Raw genomic sequence first — 25,270 nt, 5'->3', positions numbered from 1 at the left:
ATGAAAAAGCCCGGCACTAGGCCGGGCTTTTCAGCGAACTTCGTCTCAGCGCGCGTAGGTCAGCAGCACGTCGCCCGGGATCTGGAAGTCCACCGACATCATCACGGAAAGGGCCGTGATGGCGATGATGGAGAACCCGAACAGCTTGCGTGCCCATTGCGCGTCGTTCTCGGCTTGGTAGCCCATGAACGCCAGACGCAACCACCAGGCACCGATCACAGCGGCCACTGCCAGATAGACATAGCCGGCGTAGCCGAGCACGGTCAGCAGCAGGGTGGCGGCCAGGAAGGCCACGGTGTACCAGACGATATGGCGCTTGGTCACCGAGATGCCCTTGGCCACCGGCAAGACCGGAATCGAGGCCGCGGTGTAGTCCTTGAGACGGAAGATGGCGATGGCGTAGGAGTGCGGCATCTGCCAGAGGCAGAAGATCAGCAGCAGCACCGCGGCGCCGCTGTCGAACTGGCCGCTGGCGGCGCAGTAACCGATTACCGGCGGAGCGGCACCGGAGAGGCTGCCGACCAGGGTGCCGTATACCGAGGTGCGCTTCAGCCACAGGCTGTAGAGCCCCACGTACACCACGAAACCCATCACCGCGAAGGCGGTGGCGACCAGATTGGTCGCCACATAAAGCAGTCCCACCCCGGCCAGGCCGAGGAGGGTGGCATAGGCCAGCGCCACCTTCGAGGAGATCGTACCCTGGACCAGGGCACGATTGCGGGTTCTTTCCATCTTCTGATCGATGTCCATGTCGATCACGTTGTTGAACACACAGCCGGAAGCAATGACCAACGACACCCCGATAGCCGTCGCCAGCAGCAACAGCGGGTCGATGCTCCCTTTGGAAGCCAGGAAGAACCCGCCGGCAACCGATATCAGGTTGCCGAAGATGATGCCCGGCTTCGTCACGAGAAGGTACTTCTTGATCATCACGTCGGCCCGGTTCAGTGGATCATCATGTTGCGGTGCATGTGGTAGATGATCCACAGGGATCCCACCACCACGATACCGACGATGACCACGGTGAAACCGAAGGAGATCACGTTCCAACGCTGCTCTTCGGAAGTGTTCAGGTGCAGGAAGAAGTACAGGTGCACCAGCAGCTGTACCACCGCCATGATCACCACGATCGCCAGGGTCGCGCCCTTGGAGAAGGTGGGGAACATCACCAGGCCGAAGGGAATGACCGTCAGGATGACCGACAGGATGAAGCCGATCATGTAGCTCTTGAAGCTGCCATGACTCTCGGCGGTATGCCCGTGGGCGTTATGGTCGTGCGCCATTTACAGCACCCCCATCAGATAGACGATGGTGAAGACGAAGATCCAGATGATGTCCAGGAAGTGCCAGAACAGGCTCAGGCACGACAGACGGGTCACGTTGGTGGTGGTCAAGCCTTTGGAGGCAACCTGCGCCATCAACACGAGCATCCAGATCAGACCCGAGCTCACGTGCAGACCGTGGGTACCGACCAGCGCGAAGAACGACGACAGGAAGGCACTGCGATCAGGCCCGAAGCCTTCTTCGATCAGATGATGGAACTCATAGACTTCCATGCCGATGAAGCCCGCACCGAACAGCCAGGTCACCGCCAGCCAACCCAGGACGCCACCTTTGCTGCCATGGTGCTGCGCGATCATGGCGAAGCCGTAGGTGATACTGGAGAACAGCAGCAGGAAGGTTTCGACCAGTACGAACGGCAGTTCGAAGATGTCCTTCTGGGAGGGGCCATCGGCATGGGCCCCGCTCAGTACTGCATAGGTCGCGAACAGCGTCCCGAACAGAATGCAGTCGGTCATCAGGTAGGACCAGAAGCCGAACGTCTTCATCGATCCGGCGTCATGGTGCCCATGCTCCTCGGCATGGGCGACTTCGTTATGCATAACTTGATTCGCCATTGAGTTAGGCCTGCTTCAATTTCGCCAGGGACTGAAGGCGAGCGGTTTCGATGCGCGCCACTTCTTCCGCCGGTACGTAGTAGTCGATGTCATCGTCGTAGCTGCGAATCACCGCACTGGCGATGGCACCCACGAAGCTCGCGATGGCCAGCCACCAGATATGCCAGATCAGGGCGAAACCAAGAGCCAGGGCGAAGACACTGATCACGACACCGGCGCCGGTATTGCGCGGCATGTGGATCTGCTTGTAATCCGCCTCTTTCTTCTCGGTGATGCCTTTTTCCTTCATGCCCCAGTAGGCATCGATGTCGTGCACTTCCGGCACTTCAGCGAAGTTGTAGAAGGGCGGCGGCGAGGAGGTCGACCACTCCAGGGTACGGCCATCCCAAGGATCGCCCGTCACGTCCAGGTTTTCCGGCAGATTGCGATCGCGGATGCTGACGTAGAACATCCAAATCTGGCTCAGGATACCGATGGCGATGATGCCGGCGCCGATGGCGGCGGTGATCAGGAAGGGGTGCCAATCGGGGTTGTCGTAGTGGTTCAGACGACGGGTCATGCCCATGAAGCCCAGCATGTACAGCGGCATGAAGGCGACATAGAAGCCGATCAGCCAGCACCAGAAGGCCTGCTTGCTCAGACGCTCGTTCAGCTTGAAGCCGAACACCTTCGGGAACCAGTAGATCATGCCGGCGAAGTAGCCGAACACGGCGCCGCCGATGATTACGTTGTGGAAGTGGGCGATCAGGAACAGGCTGTTGTGCAGCACGAAGTCGGCACCCGGTACCGCCAGCAGGACGCCGGTCATGCCGCCGATGCTGAAGGTGACGATGAAGCCCAGGGTCCAGAGCATCGGCGAGGTGAACTGGATGCGGCCCTGGTACATGGTGAACAGCCAGGTGAAGATCTTCACACCCGTCGGGATCGCAATGATCATGGTCGCGATGCCGAAGAAGGCATTGACGTTACCGCCCGAGCCCATGGTGAAGAAGTGGTGCAGCCAGACGATGAAGGACAGTACGGTAATGGCAACCGTGGCCCAGACCATCGACACGTAGCCGAACAGACGCTTCTTGCTGAAGGTGGAGGTCACTTCCGAGAACACGCCGAAAGCCGGCAGGATCAGGATGTATACCTCGGGGTGGCCCCAGGCCCAGATCAGGTTGGTGTACATCATCTGGTTGCCGCCAGCTTCCGCGGTGAAGAAGTGGAAGCCCAGGTAACGGTCCAGAGTCAGCAATGCCAGAGTGACGGTCAGGATCGGGAAAGCTGCCATGATCAGAATGGCAGTACACCACGAGGTCCAGGTGAAGATCGGCATACGCATCAGGGTCATGCCCTTGGTACGCATCTTCAGTACGGTGACGAAGAAGTTCACGCCGGTCAGGGTCGTACCGATACCGGAGAGCTGAAGCGCCCAGATGTAGTAGTCAACCCCCACGCCCGGACTGTACTGAATGCCCGACAGTGGCGGATAGGCCACCCAGCCGGTCGCGGCGAATTCGCCCACGAACAGCGACAGCATGACCAGCACGGCACCGGCGACGAACAGCCAGAAGCTCAGCGAGTTCAGGAAGGGGAAGGCCACGTCGCGGGCACCGATCTGCAGTGGTGTCACCACGTTCATCAGGCCGGCCACGAACGGCATTGCCACGAAGAAGATCATGATCACGCCGTGGGCGGTGAAGATCTGGTCGTAGTGATGCGGTGGCAGGTAGCCCTCGGCACCGCCGGAGGCGATGGCCTGCTGGCTACGCATGAGGATGGCGTCGGAGAAGCCACGCAGCAGCATGACGAGCGCGACGATGAAGTACATCACGCCGATTTTTTTGTGGTCGACCGTGGTGAACCACTCTTTCCAGAGGTAGCCCCACTTGCCGTAGTAAGTGATCGCGCCCAAGAGTCCCAGGCCGCCTAGGGCGACCACCAGGAACGTCACGAGAATGATCGGCTCGTGATACGGAATATCCGCAAGAGTTAATTTACCGAACATAACTTATTCCTCGGTACCGTGTTGACCGGCGTGCTGAGTCATATCCATCACGTGGTCGGTCTGCTTGCTGAAGTCGGACTTCATGAACTTCTTGATGACCGTTCTGAACAGGTCCGGCTCGACCGTCGAGTAGTACGAGATCGGCTGCTTCTCGCTGGGCTTGGCCAGCTGCGCGTAGCTCGCCTGGTCCAGCGTCTTGCCACCCGACTGCTTGACCTTGGCGACCCAGGCGTCGAAGTCGCCTGCGGTCGGCACCGCGTGCACGGTGAAGATCATGTCGGAGAAGCCGGCGCCGCTGTAGTTGGCCGAGCGACCCTCGAAGACGCCGGGATGATCGGCGATCAGGTGCAGCTGGCTCTGCATGCCGGACATGGCGTAGATCATGCCGCCCAGGGCCGGAATGGACAGGGTGTTCATGACCGACTCGGAAGTGATCTTGAACTGCACCGGACGACCGACCGGAATAGCGATCTCATTGACCGAGGCGATGCCCTGCTCCGGGTAGATGAACAGCCATTTCCAGTCCAGCGAGACCGCCTCGATCACCAGCGGCTTCTCGGGGTTGTCGAGCGGCTTGAAGGGATCCAGCTCGTGGGAGGTCTTCCAGGACAGGATGCTCAGGAATACCACGATGGCCAGGGGTACCAGCCAGACCACGGCTTCGATCTTGTAGGAGTGAGCCCAGTTCGGGGTGTACTTGGCTTCCTTGTTATCGGCGCGGTACTTCCAGGCGAACAGGAAGGTCATCACGATGACCGGGATCACCACGATCAGCATGAGGCCGAACGCTGTGTAGATGAGGTTGCGTTCTTGCACGCCGATGGAGCCTTTCGGATCCAGCAGCACGGCGTCGCACCCGCTGAGCAGCAGCGCGGCGGCACCGGCTAGAAGCCAACCGGTTGGTTTTAGATACTTCGTCAGTTTCATCTCACGACCTCAGTAGAGCGGCTCATCGTGGTTATTCTCTCAACGTGCCTGTCGCCAGCCTCACGCTCCGCAACGGACAGGCATCCGTGCGGCAGGCTGATGGATTGCGGAAATTGCGGGATTTCGCAGCGCGGTATGGTGCCACAGAGGGGCTGGAGATTCGACCCTTTGGTCAGCCGCCGTTCAGCTATTGCCGGCCGTCAAGAAAGCCGAAATCAGGCGGGGTAAGGCACTGTCATGCGCTGGGTAAGAGTAGTCGAGCGCGACGATGCTGCCAGTCGACTGACCGCTTTTCAGGGGCTTGGACGAAAGGATTCTTGAAGAGGGAAGGTCTTGGAAAGGCGCATCGTCAGGCGGCTGCGGCCTTGAAGCCTTTGAAATGGCGGGAGAAAAGAAGCGCGGGGAGATGGTGCCGGAGATAGGAGTCGAACCTACGACCTTCGCATTACGAATGCGCCGCTCTACCAACTGAGCTACACCGGCACGAAGCTTTCAATTTTAAGGCCCGAATGGCTCGACGTGCAAGCCCATGTATCGACTGCCTGGTCATGCCTGTGGCGATGTGTCGCACTGTCGCGAAGGCCTTCCTCCATAGCTCTGAACCCAAGCTCGGTGGCTCCTCCATGGGGTTCGGTCATCGGTTCGTCAGCGGCCTCAGTCTTTGGGAAACCTTTGGCTGATTCGTCATACCTAACTCTGGATAGATATAGCAGCAACTGGCTTGTGAATGATCAAGGCTTTGTCCTGCGATCCTACTACCGGAGACCCACGATGACCGACTACTCCCTTACCCGTCGCACTGTACTCCTCGGTTCGGCCGTGGGACTCGCTGCTGCCGCCTCGGGTGCCGCTGTCGCTCAGGAAGGCACCGCCCCCACGCGTCCGACCAAGCCACTGCAAGATCCGCGGACCAAATATACCCGCGAGCCCTTCAAGGAGCAGCGCCAGGAGTGGCCGGCCTTGACCAGTAAGATGGAGCCCCGTCCCGATCATGGCGAGACCAGCTATCACGGCTCGGGTCGCCTGGCCGGGCGCAAGGCGCTGATCACGGGTGGCGACAGCGGCATAGGACGCGCGGTCGCCATCGCCTTCGCACGCGAGGGCGCTGACGTCGCCATCAACTATCACCCCTCAGAAGAATCCGACGCTCAGGAAGTGGTGAAGCTGATCAACGAAGCCGGTCGCAAGGCCGTTACCCTGCCGGCCGATATCCGTACTCAGGAGGCTTGCGAAGAGGTAGTTAGCAAGGCCATCCAGCAACTTGGTGGCCTGGATCTCTTGGTAAACAACGCGGCTTATCAACAGAGCAAGGCCGATATCCTCGAGATCACCGACGAACAATTCGACCGGACCTTCAAGACCAACGTTTATCACGTCTTCCGCTTCAGCAAGGCAGCCATTCCTCACTTACCGCCGGGTGCGAGCATCATCAATACCGTCTCGGTAAATTCCTACGATCCCGGCGAAGAGTTGATCGACTATGCCTCTACCAAGGCTGCGATCCTCAATCTCACCAAGGGCATGGCCAAGCAATTGGCTAAGAAAGGTATACGCGTCAATGCCGTGGCGCCGGGGCCGGTCTGGACACCGTTGCAGGTGGCGGGTGGGCAATTGGAGGGGCAGATGAAGGAGTTTGGGCAGGATACGCCACTGGGAAGAGCCGGGCAGCCGGCGGAGTTGGCGTCGCTGTATGTGGCGTTGGCGGAGGAGGATGCGAGTTTTAGTACGGGGACGGTGGTGGGGGCGTTTGGGGGGAAGGGGATGCCGTGAGCTCAGGATGGGGCTGGAAGCATTGCTATACATCTTTGGGCAAAACTCAGTGCCCCCTCCTCGCGAGCAAGCTCGAGTGCCCATCTAAGGAAGGTTAATACCGCTCTTCTTCCTTCAGTCAACCTGACATCTATATAAATGATGGTGCGCTGCTGGTATTTCGGGCGGCTGAACAGTTTTTGCAGTCCAAGCTTAGGCTTGCTTTTAATCGTTCGAATGCTCAATTCGAAATCGCTATGCGGTCATTAAGGTTATCGGTAAGCAGTAATGACTTTTCTCTGAATTTATTTAATTATTTCAAATAATGCTCGCGGTTCATGTCAATGTGTGATTGCTTTCAGACTGTTGCGCGCAGTAATTTTTATTGGGCTTTCACGTCGATGAATTATATAGAAGCAAGGTAGAGAGAATGCGTAAGAGCTAAGTAGTATAGAAAAAAATATATCGAAGGGTACGTAGTTGATTAGGGTGGCGTTAAGTAGGGCTAGGTAGGCTCCTGTAATTACTGATATTTTTGAGAAGGGCTCTTTTATTTGGGCTCTTAAATGTGTGGCAATTATCCAGGTAAGCGTTTGTAGGAGCCAGCTTATGCATAGGAAATATAAATTCCAGTCGTTTATAATTTTTTTGATTAGGTCGACGTTAAAAGGAGTAAGATGCAAGCATAGAAAAAACAAGCTTGAACCTATTATAAAGCTGCTCAGTGTCGATAAGGAGAATTTTGTAAATCCGACATTTGCCTCTTTGATTCTTCCTTGTGCTATTAATTTGCAGAATTTTGGAATGAAAGCATTCAGCCAGACGCACGATATTGAGTGAAGTGCGGAAAAGATAGCTATGCTAAGTCCTGCTTGTCCAGCCAGTACTGGGTCTTTGAAGTAAAATATGATAGGAGTGATCGTCTGAAAGCCTATGTTTCCACCTAAGAAACTGATTGCCGTGCTTTTAAATAGTAGGGTTGATTTTTCTTTTCTAGCTTCTTTTTCTGCACTTTCTTCATGTTGTGAAAATTTTTGCAGGGTCATGAAAAATATTTTGTATCTGCTTAACGTCATGGCTATACACAGGAGGCTTCCTATAATAGAAGATAGTGCTAAGGCATAAAGATTGAGTTCTAATAAGAGCAGTATCGCTAGGGTAGAAAATCCAATGCTCGATGAGATGAACCGGATTTTTTGCCCGTGAGAAACATTCCCGCAGCCCTCAACGAAGCTAAGCAAGAAATTGTTTAATAGAGTTAGCGCTGATGAGATACAGATTAAGGTCCATGGGGCTAGCCATGTAAGATGTTCGGATTTCGATTCGAATATGTAGAAGCCGATTGAAAATATAACTGGAAGAGCAATGGCTCCGCAGGTGCAAATCCACTTGCAAGTGAAAGAGAAAAGAGAGCCTAATCTAATGAGGTGTATCGTTGATCCCTGTGGTGGGCTTTTCTCTAAGATAGAAATCCAGGCTGCTTCGTGTGCTGCAAGATTGGCCGCAACACTCGATGCGCCGAGATCGGCAAAGGAAATTAATCCAGCAACACCGATGAAAACGTACCAATACCCTTGGATCTCAGCATTCAAAAAAAATGGTAACAGTACCAAGGTAAGGGGAGCCGATGTAAGGCGCCAAATTTGATTTGTAAACGAAAAGGCATGATCCTTTAGGTTCACCTCTCCCTCCTTTTGTGTGTTTTAGGTTGGCGCTCAATTTTATCTATTTTGTGTTTACAAACTCCTTTGTTTCGCGGCAGGTGTTTTCATTTGAAAGTCTGCATAGTTCGCTTAAGGTTGCATCTAGTTCAGTTTGTCGGTCGAGCTTTTTGAGTGATTTGGCTTTTCCTATTAGAGGTTTTATTGAAAGAGGACTGAGCCTAGAGGCTTCTTCGAAGTCATTTAAAGCTAACTCCCATTGTTGGGTGTCTAGGAAGACAATTCCTCTGTTCATTAGTGCGTAGGTGTATTTGCTGTTTAATTTTAAAGCCTTATCGTAGTTTTCTAGGGAGAGTTCAAGGTTTTTATGGTCGTAGAGTATTGTGCCGATATTGTAATATATTCTATATCCGCCGGGTACGAATAGGTTTTTATCGTTTTCTTCGTATATCTTTCGTGCTGCATCCCAGGCAAGATATGGATTTGATAGGGATACTAATGTTAGGCAGCTAGAGTAAAAGAATAGGGTGGCTAGAGTGATGAATAGAGTAAGCTTTGTCTTGGTTAGTTCTATCTTTGATAGCATGATTCCGAGTGCAATAAAGCCGAAAGGTGCCCAGAGATAAGATCTGTACAGTACAAAGTTTTCTTGAATCCTTGTTGCGGCAAATTCGGTTATGAAGAGAATTCCAGGGATGGCAAGAAAGGCATAGGCTGCTTTTTTAGGGTTTTTTATGGCCTTGATGATTAGGAAAAGGTTTAGTGCTATAAAGGGCATTGCCGTCAGCCATAGGCGGGGCGTCAGGACTTGGGTGGGGAAAGGTTTTCTAATGTCAATAACAATATCGTTGGGGAAGGGTGTCACCCAGTAGACTACATAATAGAAAAAAAGCTTAGCTTGATTCAGTATGCTTAGTAGATAGAGGTTCTTTCCATTCAGTAGGCTGCTTTCCTCCAATACCTCGGCTGTCAAGGGCTCGTAATTACTGCCGATCAAGCCCTTGAGTCTCAGGACCAAGCTGATAGCAAAGATGCCAGAGATGAGTAGAGAAGCTGTCGCATGTTTTTCGTCTCTCAGGAAACCCCAGATACTCAGCTTTCTTCTTTTTGCTTCTACTGTAGATAGTAAAAATAGAACGGCCGGGAGAGCTATGGAGTTTTCCTTCGAATACAAAGATATCGCGCAAAATAGCGCACTTAGGTAGAAGAAGCCTTTGCTCCCCCTGAGCCCCTTCAGAAAAAAGAGGGTCGAGCAAAGTGCTGCCAGTGTTGCAATTAGAATGGTGCGCTGGATGAGATAGGCTTGTGTGAATATGGCTATCGGATGCAAGGCAAACAAGCCCGCCACTAAGGCCGCATTCAAGTCAGAATTTTTCTTGGTAAGGGCGCCCTTCTGGGCGGGTTGCTTCATTGCTTCGCGGCAAAGGAAAAATATTGCGAGGCTGTTTAGGAGATGCAGGGCTAGGTTAAATGCCCTATAGCTTTCTAAATCGTTTCCGGAGAAATATTGATTTAAAGCAAAGGTCTGATATACCCATATTCGTGGTGAAAAATCCAAGCCTAGCGATTTTATTTTGTCTAAGTTGGAGGGGGTTATGATGTTGAAGTCATCAAAGAGTGTGGGGCTTCTGAGGAAGGGGGTGCATAGGAAAGTGCAGGCTACAAAGGCCCAGATGAGTATTCTGGCGGTGTTTTTCTGTTCTTTGGTCATGGCGATAAAAAAGGCGCCATAGGCGCCTTTTTCTTTAATTTAGTTTCTGATGTAGTTGTTCGTCACGCAGACCCCGCTATAAGTCCAGTCAAGCAATCCGGTACTGCCGGCGGCTGGAGTAGGAGTAAGCGTACAAGTATCGCCGGTTGCAATTCCCTTATAGAGGTTTGGTACGGCAGTGATAACGCCAGCAGCAGTGGAGATACCATTCAGAGCCCCGTTAGTGCGCCCAGTAATGTTTGCAGGTACGCCATTGCTACCAGAAGTACAGTTAGTCAATGCTCCAGTAGTTTGGAAGCACTCCGTTACACCTACCTTGTAAGGCTCCATGCCGGAGATAACTTCACTATAAGCAGCACGGCGCACATAGTTCTGGTAAGCCGGCAATGCCACCGCCGCCAAAATACCGATGATCGCTACCACGATCATCAGTTCGATCAAGGTAAAGCCTTTCTGAGCTTTCATTCAAAATCTCCGAGGTTGGGTCAGGCCAACGTGCCTGTTTGATGTATAGCACAGGCCGTGCCAAAGAAAAGTGGCGACTGCAGCACGATTCTGCTGTGCTGGGTGTCACCAAAGGGGCAGGTGGTGACGAAAAACGTCAGCGGTCTGGCGCCATTTTGCGACCGAGCTGGGGCGGTGCTATAAGGCCAACTAACGTAGGCTTGGGTGATGGATGATGAACGAGACGGTGATGCTGTCAGGGCTGGCGCGGCAATTGGTGGATGCGCATTTGCTAGCGGAGGCGGCTGCCCAGCAGGCGGTGGTCAAGGCCAAGCAGGCCAAGGTGCCACTGGTGACCTATCTCGTTCAACAGCGGCTGGTGCAGAGCCGCCCTTTGGCGGAGCTGGCTGCCCAGGAGTTTGGCGTGCCCTTTCTTGATCTGGCGGCCATCGACAAGGAGCAATTGCCCAAGGACATAGTCAACGAGAAGTTGATGCAGCAGCATCATTTCCTGCCACTCAGCAAGAGAGGTAACAAGCTCTTTATCGCCTTGTCCGATCCGACCAATCAGCAGGCCATTAATGATGTGTCCTTTGGCAGTAAGCTTGCCGTCGAGGTAGTGCTGGTCGAGGACGACAAGCTGCACCAAGCCATCGAGCGATATTTGGATACCGGCACGGGTGGTCTGGATCTGGGCGATATCGATCTCGATCTGGAGGCCGACAGCGGCGAGCGTCCTCAGGAAGCTGTTGCCGGTACCGATGCTGACGATGCGCCAGTGGTGAAGTTCGTCAACAAGATGCTGCTCGATGCCATCAAAAAGGGCTCTTCCGACCTCCACTTCGAGCCCTATGAAAAGATGTACCGTGTGCGCTTCCGTACCGATGGCGTCCTGCACGAGGTCGCGCGGCCACCGGTGCAACTGGTGTCGCGGATCTCGGCGCGGCTCAAGGTGATGTCCAATATGGATATCTCCGAGCGCCGCAAACCACAGGACGGTCGGGTCAAGCTCAAGGTGTCCAAGACCAAATCCATCGACTTCCGGGTCAATACCTTGCCCACGCTGTGGGGCGAGAAGATCGTGATGCGGATTCTCGACTCTTCCAGTGCCCAGATGGGGATCGATGCCCTGGGCTATGAGGATGTGCAGAAGGAGCTCTACCTGCAGGCGCTCAAGCAGCCGCAGGGGATGATCCTGGTAACCGGGCCGACCGGTTCGGGCAAGACGGTATCCCTCTATACCGGCCTCAATATTCTCAATACGGAAGACATCAATATTTCCACGGCGGAAGATCCGGTGGAAATCAACCTGGAAGGCATCAACCAGGTAAACGTCAATCCGCGGCAGGGGCTCGATTTTTCTCAGGCGTTGCGCGCTTTCCTGCGCCAGGACCCCGACGTGATCATGGTGGGGGAGATTCGGGATCTCGAGACAGCGGAGATCGCCATCAAGGCGGCCCAGACCGGTCACATGGTGATGTCGACCCTGCACACCAATAGTGCGGCGGAAACCCTGACGCGTTTGCGCAATATGGGTGTACCAGCCTTCAACCTGGCGACTTCGGTCAATCTGATCATCGCCCAACGTCTGGCGCGCAAACTGTGCACCAAGTGCAAGCGTGTCCATGAGGTGCCGCGTGAGGCACTGTTGGCCGAGGGTTTCAGGGAGGAGGAAATCGGTAGTTTCACGCTTTACCAGCCCATAGGTTGCGAGGACTGCAACGCGGGTTATCGCGGTCGGGTAGGGATTTATGAGGTGGTGAAGATCACTCCAGCGCTGCAGCAGATGATCATGGAGGAGGGTAATTCCATCGAGATCGCGGCGCGGATGCGGACGGAAGGCTTCAACGATCTGCGGCGGTCGGGGCTGGTGAAGGCGATGCAGGGGATTACCAGTCTGGAAGAGATCAATCGGGTGACCAAGGATTGATGGGTTCCCTCACCCTAGCCCTCTCCCTCAGGGAGAGGGGACTGGGGCGGAGCGGGGGCAGTTGTCATTAGCAGGCTTTAAGCCTTCAGAGCACTGAGCGTGCGGCATTTGGCGCGATGCTTGCCTTAGCAGAGGCAGCAGCTTTGCAAAGAGCATTCTTTTGACGGGTCCGCCACGCCGGGCCGAGTCTTTGACGAGTCGAGGCCATGGCCGATAAAGCAATCAAGATGGGCAGCTTCACCTGGGAGGGGACCGATCGCAAAGGGACCAAGGTGAAGGGCGAGATGACCGGTCTCAATCCGGCACTGATCAAGGCGCAGTTGCGTAAGCAGGGGATCAATCCGACCCGCGTGCGCAAGAAGTCGATTTCGCTACTAGGCCGGGGCAAGAAGATCAAGCCCCTCGATATCGCCTTGTTCACCCGTCAACTGGCGACCATGATGAGTGCGGGTGTACCCCTGTTGCAGGCCTTCGACATCATTGGTGAGGGTTTCGAAAACCCTAACATGCGTAAGCTAGTGGACGACATCAAGCAGGACGTTGCCGCAGGCAACAGTTTGTCCAACTCTCTCCGCAAGCAGCCGCAGTATTTCGATGACCTCTACTGCAATCTTGTGGATGCTGGTGAGCAGTCTGGTGCGCTGGAGACCCTGCTGGATCGGGTAGCCACTTACAAGGAAAAGACTGAAGCTCTTAAGAAGAAGATTAAGAAAGCCATGACCTATCCTGCAGCAGTGGTGGTGGTGGCTATCATTGTTTCGGCTGTACTGCTAATTAAAGTAGTGCCTCAGTTCCAATCGGTTTTTGAGGGTTTCGGCGCTCAACTGCCTGCTTTTACACTTATGGTCATCGGCCTGTCTGAGATTTTGCAGGAGTGGTGGTTGCTGGTGCTCGGCGGCCTGTTCGTACTGGGCTTTGTGTTGCGACGTTTCTATAAGAAGTCGGAGAAATTCCGTGACGCCACGGACCGTGGCTTATTAAAAATCCCACTAATTGGCTCCATTCTCTACAAGTCGGCCATCGCTCGTTATGCCCGTACCTTGGCTACCACCTTTGCCGCAGGTGTGCCTTTGGTGGACGCTCTGGATTCGGTGGCCGGTGCTACGGGTAACGTGGTCTTCCGCAATGCGGTGGAGAAGATCAAGGCTGATGTCTCCACTGGTATGCAGCTCAATTTCTCCATGCGCACCACCGGGGTGTTTTCTTCCATGGCCATCCAGATGACGGCCATCGGTGAAGAGTCGGGTTCGCTGGACGAGATGCTTTCCAAGGTTGCGACCTTTTATGAAGATGAGGTCGACAACATGGTCGACAACCTCACCACCCTGATGGAGCCAATGATCATGGCGGTGCTGGGGGTGTTGGTAGGTGGTCTGATCATCGCCATGTACCTGCCGATCTTCCAGCTCGGCTCGGTGGTCTGATGGCGCTGCTGGAATTTCTGGCCGGCGTGCCGCTGGCCGCGGCTTTGTGTGCGCTGCTCCTGGGGCTGCTGGTCGGTAGCTTTCTAAATGTGGTGGTGTATCGCTTGCCGGTGATGTTGAGGCGTGATTGGCAGGCCGAGGCTCGTGAGGTGCTGGAGCTGCCAGTCGAACCTGTCGGTGCGTCTTTCAACCTGGCGCGCCCTGCATCCCGTTGCCCCCATTGCCAACGCGGCGTGCGGCCCTGGGAAAACGTACCGGTGCTGAGTTACCTGCTCTTAAGCGGCCGCTGCAAGGGGTGCCAGGCGAGCATCAGCCTGCGTTATCCGTTGGTCGAGCTGGCCTGTGGATTGCTGTCCGCCTGGGTCGTCTGGCATCTGGGTGTGACCTGGCAGGGCGGCGCTTTTCTGCTGCTGACCTGGGGGCTGTTGGCTGCCAGCCTGATCGACGCTGATCATCAGTTGCTGCCGGATATCATCGTACTGCCGCTGCTGTGGTTGGGCTTGATCGTCAACCAGTTCGGGCTTTTCGCTACGCTTGCTGATGCCGTCTGGGGCGCGGTGGTGGGTTATCTGAGTCTCTGGCTGGTGTTCCAGCTGTTTCGCTTGGTGACTGGTAAGGAAGGCATGGGCTATGGCGATTTCAAGTTGCTGGCCTTGCTCGGGGCCTGGGGTGGTTGGCAGATCCTGCCCTTGACCATCCTGCTGTCGTCGCTGGTGGGGGCCATCCTCGGCATCATCACCCTGCGTTTGCGCCGGGCGGAAACCAGTACGCCCTTGCCCTTCGGTCCCTATCTCGCTGTGGCGGGGTGGATTGCCTTGCTCTGGGGTGATCAAATAACCGGCCTATACCTGAACTTCGCCGGATTCCGATGACTTCTGCCTGGACCCTCGGCCTGACCGGGGGCATCGGTAGCGGCAAGAGCGCCGCTGCCGAGCACTTCGCCCGTCTGGGCATCACCTGCGTCGACGCTGACCAGGCTGCCCGCTGGGTAGTCGAGCCGGGACGACCGGCCTTGGCCGAGATCGCCAGGCATTTTTCGCCGGCTGTCTTGCAACCGGACGGCAGCCTGAACCGGGCGGCGTTGCGGGCGGCGATCTTCGCCGATCCGGCCGAGCGGCGCTGGCTCGAGGCCTTGCTGCATCCGATCATTCGTCAGGAGATCCTGGCGGTCTTGGCCCGGGCGCAGTCGCCCTATGCCATCCTGGTGTCGCCGCTGCTGTTCGAATCGGGGCAGCGGGCGCTGGTGCAACGTGGCCTGGTGATCGATGCGCCGGAAGAGCTTCAACTCGAACGGGCCATGCGCCGTGATGGAGTGGATGAAGCCCAGGTAAGGGCCATCCTGGCGGCGCAACTGCCGCGGGCCGAGCGACTGGCCAAGGCCGATGACGTTATCCGCAATGACGGCGATCTCGCCGCGCTCCACGCCGAAGTGGAACGCCTGCATTCCTTTTACCTGACCCTTGACGGAGGCCAAGCATGAGCACTCTCACCGTGGATTGCCCCACCTGCGGCGCACCCGTGGAATGGAGCGAGAAGAGCCCCAATCGGCCTTTCTGCTCCGACCGATGCAAATTGATCGATCTAGGTGCCTGGGCGGCGGAAGAACATGCCATTCCCGGCAACGAGCTCGAAGACGATCTCTATTCCGAAGACCTCAATCGGCGCGGCCACTGAGTTCTATAACCGCTGCGACCAGGCCAGGGCAGTCGCCAGCGCTGCTTGATGCAGCTTGGCCGCCAGTTCGGGTTTCTCATATTCCAGTGGGCTGGACGCGGTCACCGTATGGATACGGTCGCGCTTGATGAAGAAGATCTGCGTGCCCAGCAAGGGTTTGCTACAGGCAGTGGCGCCTTCGCCGAGGCCGTCGATGGCCTTGCAGTCCAGCTGTTCGCTGAGCGACTGCACCTGGCGCCGCAACTTGGGCAGCGCCCGACCGCCATTCTCGTAACCTGCGGACAGGCCCAGTAGATAGTTGGCCGGTTGGCCGGTGTCGCGATCGGTGAAGGCACAACCACCAGCGATCTGGCGAGCGTAGGCCAGTGGCAGGCCCGACGTCTGCTGGAGCAGGGGCAGCGGCAACTGGGCCTGCACGCTGGCGCAATCGACGGGGGCTGTGTCAGCGGCATGAACGAGGGCGGCGCCCAGGAGCAGGGGAAGGGCAGCGATGAAGCGCATGGAAACGTCCTGTCGATGGCCGGCGGCCGATGGGCGGTGAGTCTACCGGCTGAAAGCCCGTTGCAGGCGGATGGAATAGGCGGCTGTGCGCTGCGTCATGCACAGCCGACGACATGGCGGGCTGGTGTCCGGCGCGGGTGATCCTTACCCTTGCCGCAGATAGCGAACAGCGAGGCGTAGGATGTCCGAGGTGCTCACTCCCGGATTCATGGTGGTACACGGCAATCGGCTCGAAGAGCTGCGCAGCCTGGCGGTCGGCTGGATGCGGCGGTATCCCCTGGCACCGCTGGAAAACGAACAGGTACTGGTGCAGAGCAATGGCATCGTCCAGTGGCTGAAGCTGGCGCTGGCCGAGGATCCGCGCGGAGACGACGAGGGTGGCTGCGGAGTGGCTGCGGCCCTTGAGGTGCAGTTGCCGGCGGCCTTTCTCTGGCGCACCTATCGCCAGGTGCTGGGCCGGGACAACGTACCGCCATCCTCGCCGCTGGACCGCGCGCCCCTGACCTGGCGGCTGATGCGGCTCTTGCCGACCCTGCTCATGCAGCCGGACTTCGCCGCGCTACGGCGCTTTCTCGATGATGATGGTGATCTGCGCAAGCGCTATCAGCTGGCCGAGCGCCTGGCCGACCTCTACGACGGCTACCAGGTCTATCGCGCCGACTGGCTCAACGACTGGGCCGAGGGCCGCGATTTGCTGGCCAGTCTGCGTGACAGCCGGCGCCCCTTGCCGGAAAGTTGCCGCTGGCAGGCGCAGCTGTGGCGCGCCCTGCTGGCCGATGTTGGCGACGGCGGTCTGGCCCGGAGTCGGGCCGGGGTGCATCGGCGTTTTCTGGAGGTGATGCAGGCGGCGACCGAAGCGCCGGCCGGTCTGCCGCGGCGGGTGGTGATCTTTGGCTTGTCGGCGATTCCGGCGCAGACCCTCGAAGCCCTGGCCGCCCTGGCGCGTTTCAGCCAGGTGCTGCTCTGTGTGCACAATCCCTGTCGCCATCACTGGTCCGACATCGTCGCCGACCAGGATCTACTGCGGCAGAACTATCGCCGTCAGCAGCGCAAGCCGGGCATGCCCCAGACCCTGGACGCCGAGGCGCTGCATCAGCACGGCCAGCCGCTGCTGGCGAGTTGGGGCAAGCAGGGCCGCGACTATATCCATCTGCTGGACGAATTCGACGAACCCGATGGCTATCGCCGGCTATTCGAAGACCTCAACGGCGGCCGCATCGATCTCTTCGCCGATACCGAACCCCAGCATCTGCTAGGCCAGTTGCAGGACGATATCCTTGAATTGCGCCCTCTGGCCGAGACGCGCGCGCGTTGGCCGGCGGTAGACCCGGCGCTGGACAGGTCCGTGCGCTTCCATGTGGCCCATAGTCCGCAGCGTGAAGTGGAGATCCTCCACGACCAGTTGTTGGCACGTTTCAACAGCGATGGCAGCCTCCGGCCGCGCGACGTCATCGTCATGGTGCCGGACATCGATGCCTATGCGCCGCACATCCGCGCGGTGTTCGGCCAGCTCGACCGTAGCGATCCCCGCTTCATTCCCTTCAGTCTGGCCGACCAGCACCAGCGCGGCTTCCAGCCGCTGTTGATCGCCCTGGAGCATCTGCTGCAGCTGCCCGACAGCCGCTTTGCCCTGAGCGAGATCCTCGATCTGCTGGATGTGCCGGCGCTGCGCGCGCGCTTCGGCTTGCGCGAGGCCGATCTGCCGACCCTGCACCTCTGGCTGGAAGGCGCCGGTGTACGCTGGGGGCTGGATGCCGCGCAGCGCAGTCGTCTCGACCTGCCCGAAGGCCTGACGCAGAACACCTGGCGCTTCGGCCTGAGGCGCATGTTGCTGGGCTATGCGGTGGGCGGCGGTGCGGCCCTGGGCGACATCGAGCCCTTCGATGAGGTGGGCGGCCTGGACGCCGCGCTGGTCGGGCCGCTGGTGGATCTGCTCGATGCGCTGGACGCAGCCCAGGCGGCGCTGGCGCAACCGGCCCGGCCGGCGGAGTGGGGTGCGCGCTTGCAGGCGCTGCTGGCGCTGTTCTTCAGCGCCCAGGACGAGCATGACGAATACCTGCTGGAGCAGCTGGAAAATCTGCGCGAGCGTTGGCTGGAGCTGTGTGAGGACGTGGCGCTGGACGAAGAGCTGCCGCTCACCGTGGTCCGCGAGGCTTGGTTGGCCGGGCTGGATGCCGGCGGCCTGGCCCAGCGCTTTCTCGCCGGGGCGGTCAACTTCTGCACCCTGATGCCCATGCGCGCCATTCCCTTCCGCGTGGTCTGCCTGCTGGGCATGCACGATGGCGCCTATCCGCGCATCCAGCCGCCGCTGGATTTCGACCTCATGGCTCAGGACTATAGGCCCGGTGACCGTTCGCGGCGCGAAGACGACCGCTATCTGCTGTTGGAGGCCCTGCTCTCGGCGCGCGACCAGTTCTATGTCAGCTGGGTGGGGCGCAGCATCCGCGACAACAGCGAGCGACCGCCGTCGGTGCTGATCGCCCAGTTGCGCGATCATCTCCTGGCCGGTTGGCGGCTGGCTGGCCATGAAGAGGAGCCGGAGCGTCTGCTCGCGGCCCTGACCCAGGAGCATCCGTTGCAACCCTTCAGTGCCCGCTATTTCCGCGGCGAGCGCGGCTATTTCAGCTTTGCCGCCGAGTGGCTGGGCGTGCACGACCGCACCACGCGGGATGAAGATGCCCTGTTGCCGCCGTTGGTATTGGAAGAGCCGCTGGGCCTCGACGACCTGGCGCGCTTTCTACGCGGACCGGTGGATCTGTTCTTCGCCAATCGCCTCAAGGTGCATTTCGAGGCGCCCGATGCCCCGGCGGAAGACGAAGAACCCTTCGGTCTGGACGCCCTGACCCGTTACCAACTGGGCGAAGGCCTGCTGGCGGCGGCGCTGGCCGAGCCGGAAGCCGTCGACCGAGCGCTCACCGCGGCGGCCGAACGGCTGCGCGGCAGTGGTCGCCTGCCGTTGGCGGGTTTTGGCGAGCGGGCCGGACGGGCGTTGCGCGAGCCACTGCCCGCCGTGGTGGCCCAGGTCGAGGCCTTGACGCTGCGCTGGCCCGAACCTCTGGAAGAGGCCGTGACCCTGGACCTCGAACATCGCGAAGTGCAGTTGGTGGCCAACCTTGAACGTTTGCGTCGGGGCTCTGAAGGGCTGCTGGCCCTGACCGCCCAGGCCAATGGCCTGGGCAATGCTCGTACCCGCAAGTGGCATCGGCTGTTGCGACCCTGGGTGCAGCACCTGGTCGCGGCGGCCGGTGGTCTGCAGCTCACCACCGCCGTGGTGGCGACCGATCTGACCCTGCTGCTACCACCGCTGGACGCCGATCTGGGCAGCCGTCAGCTCAACGAATTGCTCGATGCCTGGGCCCTGGGTCAGCGGCGCCCGCTACCCGTCGCGCCCCGCACCGCCTTCGCCTGGCTGGCCAATGAGCCGGACAAGGCGCTGACCTTTGCCGAGCAGGCCTACCAGGGCGAGGCGGCGACCCATCCGGCACTGCGCCGCCAGTATCCGGACTTCGCTGCCCTGCTGGCCGACGAGGAATTCGATGGCTGGTGCCAGACGCTCTATGCACCGGTCTTCACCGCCGGCTGGCAGGTCGTCGGCGGGGAGGGGCAGGCATGAGTCAACGTCCGCTCGCCCTGCGCTTTCCACTGCAGGGCAATCAGCTCATCGAGGCCAGTGCCGGGACCGGCAAGACCTTCACCATCTCCGCGCTCTATGTGCGCCTGGTGCTGGGCCATGGCACGGCCGAGACGGCTTTTGGCCGGGAGTTGTTGCCGCCGCAGATCCTGGTGGTGACCTTCACCGAGGCCGCCACCCAGGAACTGCGTGACCGTATCCGCCATCGGCTGGCCGAAGCGGCCCGCTTCTTCCGTGACGAGATCGCGGCACCCGATCCGCTGCTCGACGCCTTGCGCGAAGATTTCCCCGTCGAGTCCTGGGCCGATTGCGCCCGGCGCCTGGATATCGCCGCCCAGTGGATGGACGAGGCGGCGGTCTCCACCATCCACAGTTGGTGCCAGCGCATGCTGCGCGAGCATGCCTTCGACAGCGGCAGCCTCTTCGTGCAGAACCTGGAGCAGGACCAGAGCGAATTGCTCGCCCAGGTGGTGCGCGACTACTGGCGGCGCTTCTGCTATCCCCTCGAAGGCGCGGCGCTGGACTGGGTCATCGAGCACTGGGGCGAACCCCGGGCCCTGGCGGCGCGTCTGCGACCCTTGCTGGGCGAACCCTTGGGCGCACCCCAGGGCGATCCCGCCACGTTGCTGGCCACGGCCCTGGCCGAACGCCAGGCGCGATTGGCAACACTCAAGGCGCCCTGGACGGCTTGGGCGGAAGAGTTGCGTGATCTCTGCCAGGCTGGCTGCGACGCCAAGGTGGTCGATGGGCGCAAGCTGCAGAAGAGATTCTTCGGGCCCTGGTGCGACAAGCTGGGCGCCTGGGCAGAGGATTCCGCCAGTGAAGCCCTCGATATCGGCACCGGCTTCACCCGGCTGACCGAGGAGGGCTTCGCCGAGGTCTGGACCAAGGCCAGCCCGCCGGATCACCCGGCCCTGGCGGCCATGGCGCGCCTGCCCGGACAACTGGCCGAGCTGCCCAGCCCCGAGGTGCCCTTGCTGGAACACGCCGCAGCCTGGGTCCAGCAGAAATTCGAGCGCGAGAAGCTGCGCCGCGCCGAGCTGGGTTTCGACGACATCCTCACCCGCCTGGATAGGGCGCTGCAGGCCGATGGCGCCGGCGCACGGCTGGCGGCGCTGATCCGCGAGCAATTCCCGGTGGCGCTGATTGACGAATTCCAGGACACCGACCCGGTGCAGTACCGCATCTTCAGCACCGTCTATGGCGCGGGGGAGGGCACCGGGTTGTTCCTGATCGGCGATCCCAAGCAGGCCATCTATGCCTTCCGTGGCGCCGATATCCACACCTATCTACAGGCCCGTCGCGCCAATGCCGGCCACCTGCATTCGCTGGACACCAATTTCCGTTCTACTGCCGCCATGGTCGCCGCGGTCAACCAGGTATTCCTGCATGGTGAGACGACGGCGCCGCGCGCGGCCTTCCTGTTCCGCCAGGGTGAGGACAATCCGGTGCCCTTCGAGCCGGTCCGCGCCCAAGGGCGGCGTGAGGTGCTGGAGATCGACGGCGCACCCGGTGCGGCCCTGACCTTCTGGCACCTGGCCGGCGACGAGCCCCTGGCCGGCACCGCCTATCGCGTCAGCCTGGCCGAGAGCACCGCCAGCGAGATCGTCCGGTTGCTGACCCTCGCCGCCGATGGGCGCGCGGGCTTTCGCCATGAGGACGGCGAGCTCAAGCCGCTGCGACCGGCCGATATCGCCATCCTGGTACGCGCCGGCAGCGAGGCCCAGGCGGTGCGCCAGGCGCTGGTGCGGCGCGGGGTACGCAGCGTCTATCTGTCGGACAAGGACTCGGTGTTCGCCGCCCAGGAGGCCCGCTGCCTGCTGGACTGGCTCAAGGCCTGCGCCGAGCCCGACGTGGATCGCCGCCTGCGTGCGGCCCTGGGCAGCCTGACCCTCGACCTGCCGCTGGCCGAACTGGACGCCCTCAACCACGACGAGCAGGCCTGGGAGGCGCGGGTGCTGCAATTCCGCGGCTATCGCCAGCTGTGGCGCGGCCAGGGCGTGCTGCCCATGCTGCGCCGCCTGCTGCAGGACTTCCGCCTGCCACAGCGGCTGATGGCCCGCGCCGACGGCGAGCGGGTACTGACCAACCTGCTGCACCTCGCCGAACTGCTGCAGCGCGCCGCTGGCGAGCTGGATGGCGAGCAGGCGTTGATTCGCCACCTGGCCGAGCAACTGGCCGCCCAGGGCGCTGCCGACGAGCAGATCCTGCGGCTGGAAAGCGACGCCGAGTTGGTCAAGGTAGTGACGGTGCACAAGTCCAAGGGCCTGGAATACCCGCTGGTATTCCTGCCCTTCGCCTGTGCCTACCGCGCCGAGGAGGGCGCCAGCCTGCCGTTGCGCTATCACGACGACCAGGGCCGGGTGCAGCGGACCTTCCGCCCCTCCGCCGAAGACCTGGCCCGCGCCGACGACGAGCGTCTGGCCGAGGACCTGCGCCTGCTCTATGTCGCCCTGACCCGCGCCCGGCATGCCTGTTGGGTCGGGGTGGCCGATCTCAAGCGTGGACGTAGCAAGGACTCCGGCTTCGCCCGCAGTGCCCTGGGCTATCTGGCCACCGGTGGCGAGCCATTGGCGAGTTCGGCCGCCCTGACCACCGCGCTAAGCACCCTGATCGGCACCCAGCCCGACAGCCTCATCCTGCCGCTGCCGGAGGCCAGTGCTGAGCGGCTACCGGAAGCGCGTGAGGCCCCGGTGACCCTCAAGGCCCTGACCGCCCGGCGTGCGGCCCGCGAGGACTGGTGGATCGCGTCCTACAGTGCCTTGCGCATCGGTACGCGCCTGGGCGAGGCACGGGAGGAGGGCCAGCTGAATCTGGAGCTGGACCTGGATACGCCCGCGGCCCAGAAGCTGTTCGACGACGACCGTCTCGCCCCGGACGAGGCCCGCCAGCCTGCCGCTGGCGAAGACCTGCATCGCTTCCCCCGCGGTCCCGGTCCGGGCACCTTCCTGCACAGCCTGCTGGAATGGGTCGGCGAGGAGGGCTTCGCCGCCATCCAGGCGGCGCCCGAGCGGCTCGACGACCTGATCGCCCGGCGCTGCCAGCGGCGCGGCTGGAATCACTGGATTCCCATCCTGCAGAGCTGGCTGCGCCAGCTGCTAACCTTGCCGCTGCCCCTGCCGGGCGGCGCCCAGCGCCTGGGTGAGCTGGCGCGCTACCAGGTGGAGATGGAATTCTGGTTCGCTACCCACGGCGTCGATCTGGAGCGCCTGGATAACCTGGTGCGTCGCGGCACCCATGGCGGCCAGGCGCGGCCGGTACTGGAACCAGGGCAGCTCAACGGCCTGTTCAAAGGCTTCATCGACCTGGTCTTCGAGCACGAGGGGCGCTATTTCGTGGTGGACTACAAATCCAACTGGCTGGGGGCCGAGGCCGCGGCCTATACCCGCACGGCCATGGAAAGCGCCGTTCTCGCCAAACGCTATGACCTGCAATACGTGCTCTACAGCCTGGCCGTGCACCGCCTGCTCAAGGCGCGGCTGCCCGACTACAGCTACGAGCGCCACTTCGGCGGGGCCGTCTACCTCTTCCTGCGCGGTTGCGATCCGGCCGGCCACGGCGTCTTCGTCGAGCGCCCCGCCCAGGCCCTGATCGAGACCCTGGATCTGCTGTTCAGCGGTGCGGAGCTTGCCCATGTCTGATTTCAGCGCCGCCACCGAACGCCTGTTGCGCCTGGCCTCCTTGGTTCCGGAAAGCCCTTTGTCGCCCCTGAGCCGCCGTGACGACCTCTTTCGCCTGCTGGAGCTCTGGGTCCAGCGCGGCTGGCTGCGCCAGGTCGACCGCGCCTTCACCAGCTTTCTCGGTGAACTCGAAGCGAATGGCGAGTCGGCGGTGCTCTTGGCCGCGGCCCTGGCCAGTCATCAGCTCGGCCATGGTCATGTCTGCCTGGATCTCGCCGCCACCCTGCGCAATCCCGATGCGGCCCTGTCGCTGCCACCGGAGGGCGACGAGGCGCGCAACTCGCTGCTGCCGTCGCAACTGCTGCAGGGTTATAGCCTGGAGGCCTGGCGCCAGGCGCTGCTGGCCAGCGCCCTGGTCGATGGCGACGGCAGCGCGCCGGAGCGCCCCCTGGTGCTGGGTGACGAGCGCCTCTATCTGCGCCGCTACTGGAACTACGAGCGCGAGGTGGCCGCCAGCCTGCGCCAGCGGCTGGCCACTCCGGAGCCCCTGCCAGCGGATCTCGCCGAGCGTCTCGATCTGTTGTTTCCGCCAGACATCGAGGCCGACGGCGAGCCCGACTGGCAGAAATTGGCCTGCGCCCTGGCGGTGCGGGGTGCCTTCAGCATCGTCACCGGCGGTCCCGGCACCGGCAAGACGACTACCGTGGTTCGCCTGCTGGCGCTGCTCCAGGCACCGGCGGTGGCCGCCGGTCGTCCCTTGCGCATCCGCCTGGCCGCGCCCACCGGCAAGGCCGCCGCGCGGCTCACAGAGTCCATCGGCGGCCAGGTCAGCCGCCTGCCGGTGGACGAGGAGCTGCGCCGGCACATCCCCACCGGGGTGACTACGGTGCATCGATTGCTGGGCAGTCGCCCCAATACCCGCCACTTCCGCCATCACCGCGGACAGCCACTGCCGTTGGACGTGCTGGTGGTGGACGAGGCCTCGATGATCGACCTGGAGATGATGGCCAGCCTGTTGGCGGCCTTGCCGCCGCGGGCGCGCCTCATCCTGCTCGGCGACAAGGACCAGTTGGCTTCGGTGGAGGCGGGCGCGGTGCTGGGTGATCTCTGCCGCGATGCCGAAGCCGGGCGCTACAGCCCCGCCACCCGCGCCTGGCTGGAGGCGGTGAGCGGCCAGTCGTTGGCGGCAGCCGACCTGGCCGTCGGCGATGACCAAGGCGATGCCCTGGCCCAACAGGTAGTGATGCTGCGCCGCTCACGCCGCTTCGGCGCCGGCAGCGGCATCGGCCAGCTGGCGCGCCGCGTCAATGCCCAGGATGGGCAGGGTGCGCAGCAGGTGCTGGTCGACGGCGGCTACGCCGACCTGCATCGGGTGCTGCTCAAGGGGCCCGAGGATCGGGCCTTGGAGCGCCTGGTGCTGGAGGGCCGAGGGCGTGCTCGCGGGTATCGGCATTATCTGGAGGTCTTGCGCCAGGCGCGGCCCCAGGCGGATACCGCACTGGACGATCCGGCCTGGACGCACTGGGCCGGTCAGGTGCTCGCCGCCTTCGACGATTTCCAGCTGCTCTGCGCCGTGCGCAAGGGCCCCTGGGGGGTGGAAGGCCTCAACCTGCGCATCACCAGTGCCCTGTTGGCCGCGGGCCTGCTCAGTGGCGAGCATGGCTGGTACGAAGGGCGCCCGGTGCTGGTGACGCGCAACGACTACAGCCTGGGGCTGATGAACGGCGACATCGGCATCACCCTCTGCCTGCCCGACGCCACCCAGCCGGGGCGCAAGGTGCTGCGGGTCGCCTTTCCCCGTGGCGATGGCAGCGGCGGCCTGAGATTCGTCCTGCCCAGTCGCCTCGCCGCGGTGGAGACGGTGTTCGCCATGACCGTGCACAAGTCCCAGGGCTCGGAATTCGCTCATACCGCGCTGCTCTTGCCTGAGCAACTCAGCCCGGTGCTGACCAAGGAGCTGGTGTACACCGGTATCACTCGGGCCCGTGATGACTTCACCCTCATCGAGGCCCGTGGCGGCATCTTCGCCGAGGCGGTGGCGCGGCGGGTCCGGCGCGTCAGTGGGCTAGACCTGGATTTGCGAAATACTGTGTAAATATACAGATAA

Annotated in this window: 18 protein-coding genes and 1 tRNA gene; 9 read left to right on the top strand and 10 right to left on the bottom strand. The window is 60.6% G+C overall.

All coding sequences use genetic code 11. The features are described from left to right. Nucleotides 1-45 precede the first annotated feature (45 nt). The 6 genes from cyoE to FAZ11_RS10985 all read right to left on the bottom strand — a co-directional run bounded on the left by cyoE (nt 46) and on the right by FAZ11_RS10985 (nt 5,301). On the bottom strand, nt 46-933 hold the full coding sequence (gene cyoE / locus FAZ11_RS11010) for a heme o synthase (RefSeq protein WP_240043547.1): 888 nt from the start codon (nt 931-933) through the stop codon (nt 46-48). Nucleotides 934-944: 11 nt separating this feature from the next. Further along, entirely contained in the window at nt 945-1,283 is a 339-nt protein-coding gene (gene cyoD / locus FAZ11_RS11005) for a cytochrome o ubiquinol oxidase subunit IV (RefSeq protein ID WP_058765472.1), read from the bottom strand. Further along, a complete protein-coding gene (locus FAZ11_RS11000; RefSeq protein WP_058765470.1) occupies nt 1,284-1,898 on the bottom strand; it encodes a cytochrome o ubiquinol oxidase subunit III in 615 nt (204 codons plus the stop codon). A 4-nt stretch (nt 1,899-1,902) separates the two neighbouring features. Then, complete coding sequence (cyoB, locus tag FAZ11_RS10995; protein WP_058765468.1) at nt 1,903-3,891, bottom strand: cytochrome o ubiquinol oxidase subunit I; 1,989 nt, start codon at nt 3,889-3,891, stop codon at nt 1,903-1,905. A 3-nt stretch (nt 3,892-3,894) separates the two neighbouring features. Next, the gene (cyoA, locus tag FAZ11_RS10990) at nt 3,895-4,818 is read right to left on the bottom strand and encodes a ubiquinol oxidase subunit II (protein WP_058765467.1); all 924 of its coding nucleotides are present in this window, start codon (nt 4,816-4,818) and stop codon (nt 3,895-3,897) included. Nucleotides 4,819-5,225: 407 nt separating this feature from the next. Further along, nucleotides 5,226-5,301, bottom strand: a tRNA-Thr gene (locus FAZ11_RS10985). A 288-nt stretch (nt 5,302-5,589) separates the two neighbouring features. Between FAZ11_RS10985 and FAZ11_RS10980 the strand changes: the two genes are divergently transcribed. Then, on the top strand, nt 5,590-6,588 hold the full coding sequence (locus FAZ11_RS10980) for an SDR family oxidoreductase (RefSeq protein ID WP_137279091.1): 999 nt from the start codon (nt 5,590-5,592) through the stop codon (nt 6,586-6,588). Between the two features lie 320 nt (nt 6,589-6,908). On the opposite strand, the gene FAZ11_RS10975 is transcribed toward FAZ11_RS10980, so the two are convergent. The 3 genes from FAZ11_RS10975 to FAZ11_RS25260 are packed head-to-tail and all read right to left on the bottom strand — an operon-like array spanning nt 6,909 to nt 10,404. Then, entirely contained in the window at nt 6,909-8,249 is a 1,341-nt protein-coding gene (locus FAZ11_RS10975; protein WP_137279090.1) for a hypothetical protein, read from the bottom strand. A 43-nt stretch (nt 8,250-8,292) separates the two neighbouring features. Further along, the gene (locus tag FAZ11_RS10970; protein WP_137279089.1) at nt 8,293-9,939 is read right to left on the bottom strand and encodes a tetratricopeptide repeat protein; all 1,647 of its coding nucleotides are present in this window, start codon (nt 9,937-9,939) and stop codon (nt 8,293-8,295) included. A 39-nt stretch (nt 9,940-9,978) separates the two neighbouring features. Then, nucleotides 9,979-10,404, bottom strand: coding sequence for a pilin (locus tag FAZ11_RS25260; RefSeq protein WP_081323425.1), 426 nt, complete (start codon nt 10,402-10,404; stop codon nt 9,979-9,981). A gap of 214 nt (nt 10,405-10,618) precedes the next feature. Between FAZ11_RS25260 and pilB the strand changes: the two genes are divergently transcribed. From pilB to yacG, 5 genes are all read left to right on the top strand, one after another. After that, a complete protein-coding gene (gene pilB / locus FAZ11_RS10960) occupies nt 10,619-12,313 on the top strand; it encodes a type IV-A pilus assembly ATPase PilB (RefSeq protein WP_058782777.1) in 1,695 nt (564 codons plus the stop codon). 206 nt (nt 12,314-12,519) lie between these two features. Next, complete coding sequence (locus tag FAZ11_RS10955) at nt 12,520-13,737, top strand: type II secretion system F family protein (RefSeq protein ID WP_058782778.1); 1,218 nt, start codon at nt 12,520-12,522, stop codon at nt 13,735-13,737. Then, nucleotides 13,737-14,609 (top strand): prepilin peptidase, encoded by an 873-nt coding sequence (locus tag FAZ11_RS10950; RefSeq protein WP_058782779.1) that lies wholly within the window; start codon nt 13,737-13,739, stop codon nt 14,607-14,609. Before FAZ11_RS10955 ends, FAZ11_RS10950 begins: the two co-directional genes overlap by 1 nt. Next, nucleotides 14,606-15,217 (top strand): dephospho-CoA kinase, encoded by a 612-nt coding sequence (coaE, locus tag FAZ11_RS10945; RefSeq protein ID WP_058777710.1) that lies wholly within the window; start codon nt 14,606-14,608, stop codon nt 15,215-15,217. Before FAZ11_RS10950 ends, coaE begins: the two co-directional genes overlap by 4 nt. Continuing rightward, nucleotides 15,214-15,411, top strand: coding sequence for a DNA gyrase inhibitor YacG (gene yacG, locus FAZ11_RS10940; protein WP_058767413.1), 198 nt, complete (start codon nt 15,214-15,216; stop codon nt 15,409-15,411). The genes coaE and yacG overlap by 4 nt, the downstream gene beginning before the upstream one ends. Nucleotides 15,412-15,414: 3 nt before the next feature. Here yacG and FAZ11_RS10935 read toward each other — a convergent pair whose 3' ends face one another. Continuing rightward, nucleotides 15,415-15,912 carry a hypothetical protein gene (locus FAZ11_RS10935; protein ID WP_058782780.1) on the bottom strand — a complete coding sequence of 166 codons (498 nt, stop codon included), beginning with the start codon at nt 15,910-15,912 and terminating at the stop codon, nt 15,415-15,417. Nucleotides 15,913-16,093: 181 nt separating this feature from the next. On the opposite strand from FAZ11_RS10935, the gene recC reads away from it, so the two are divergent. The 3 genes from recC to recD are packed head-to-tail and all read left to right on the top strand — an operon-like array spanning nt 16,094 to nt 25,258. Beyond that, on the top strand, nt 16,094-19,525 hold the full coding sequence (gene recC / locus FAZ11_RS10930) for an exodeoxyribonuclease V subunit gamma (RefSeq protein ID WP_058772141.1): 3,432 nt from the start codon (nt 16,094-16,096) through the stop codon (nt 19,523-19,525). After that, nucleotides 19,522-23,184, top strand: coding sequence for an exodeoxyribonuclease V subunit beta (recB, locus tag FAZ11_RS10925; RefSeq protein ID WP_058772142.1), 3,663 nt, complete (start codon nt 19,522-19,524; stop codon nt 23,182-23,184). The genes recC and recB overlap by 4 nt, the downstream gene beginning before the upstream one ends. Further along, nucleotides 23,177-25,258 carry an exodeoxyribonuclease V subunit alpha gene (gene recD / locus FAZ11_RS10920; RefSeq protein WP_058772143.1) on the top strand — a complete coding sequence of 694 codons (2,082 nt, stop codon included), beginning with the start codon at nt 23,177-23,179 and terminating at the stop codon, nt 25,256-25,258. Before recB ends, recD begins: the two co-directional genes overlap by 8 nt. The last annotated feature ends 12 nt before the right edge of the window (nt 25,259-25,270 follow it).

Source organism: Pseudomonas rhizoryzae (assembly GCF_005250615.1).
GTDB classification, from domain to species: domain Bacteria; phylum Pseudomonadota; class Gammaproteobacteria; order Pseudomonadales; family Pseudomonadaceae; genus Chryseomonas; species Chryseomonas rhizoryzae.
The sequence above is the reverse complement of the archived record's forward strand: the minus strand, read 5'-3'. Positions and strand labels throughout refer to the sequence as shown.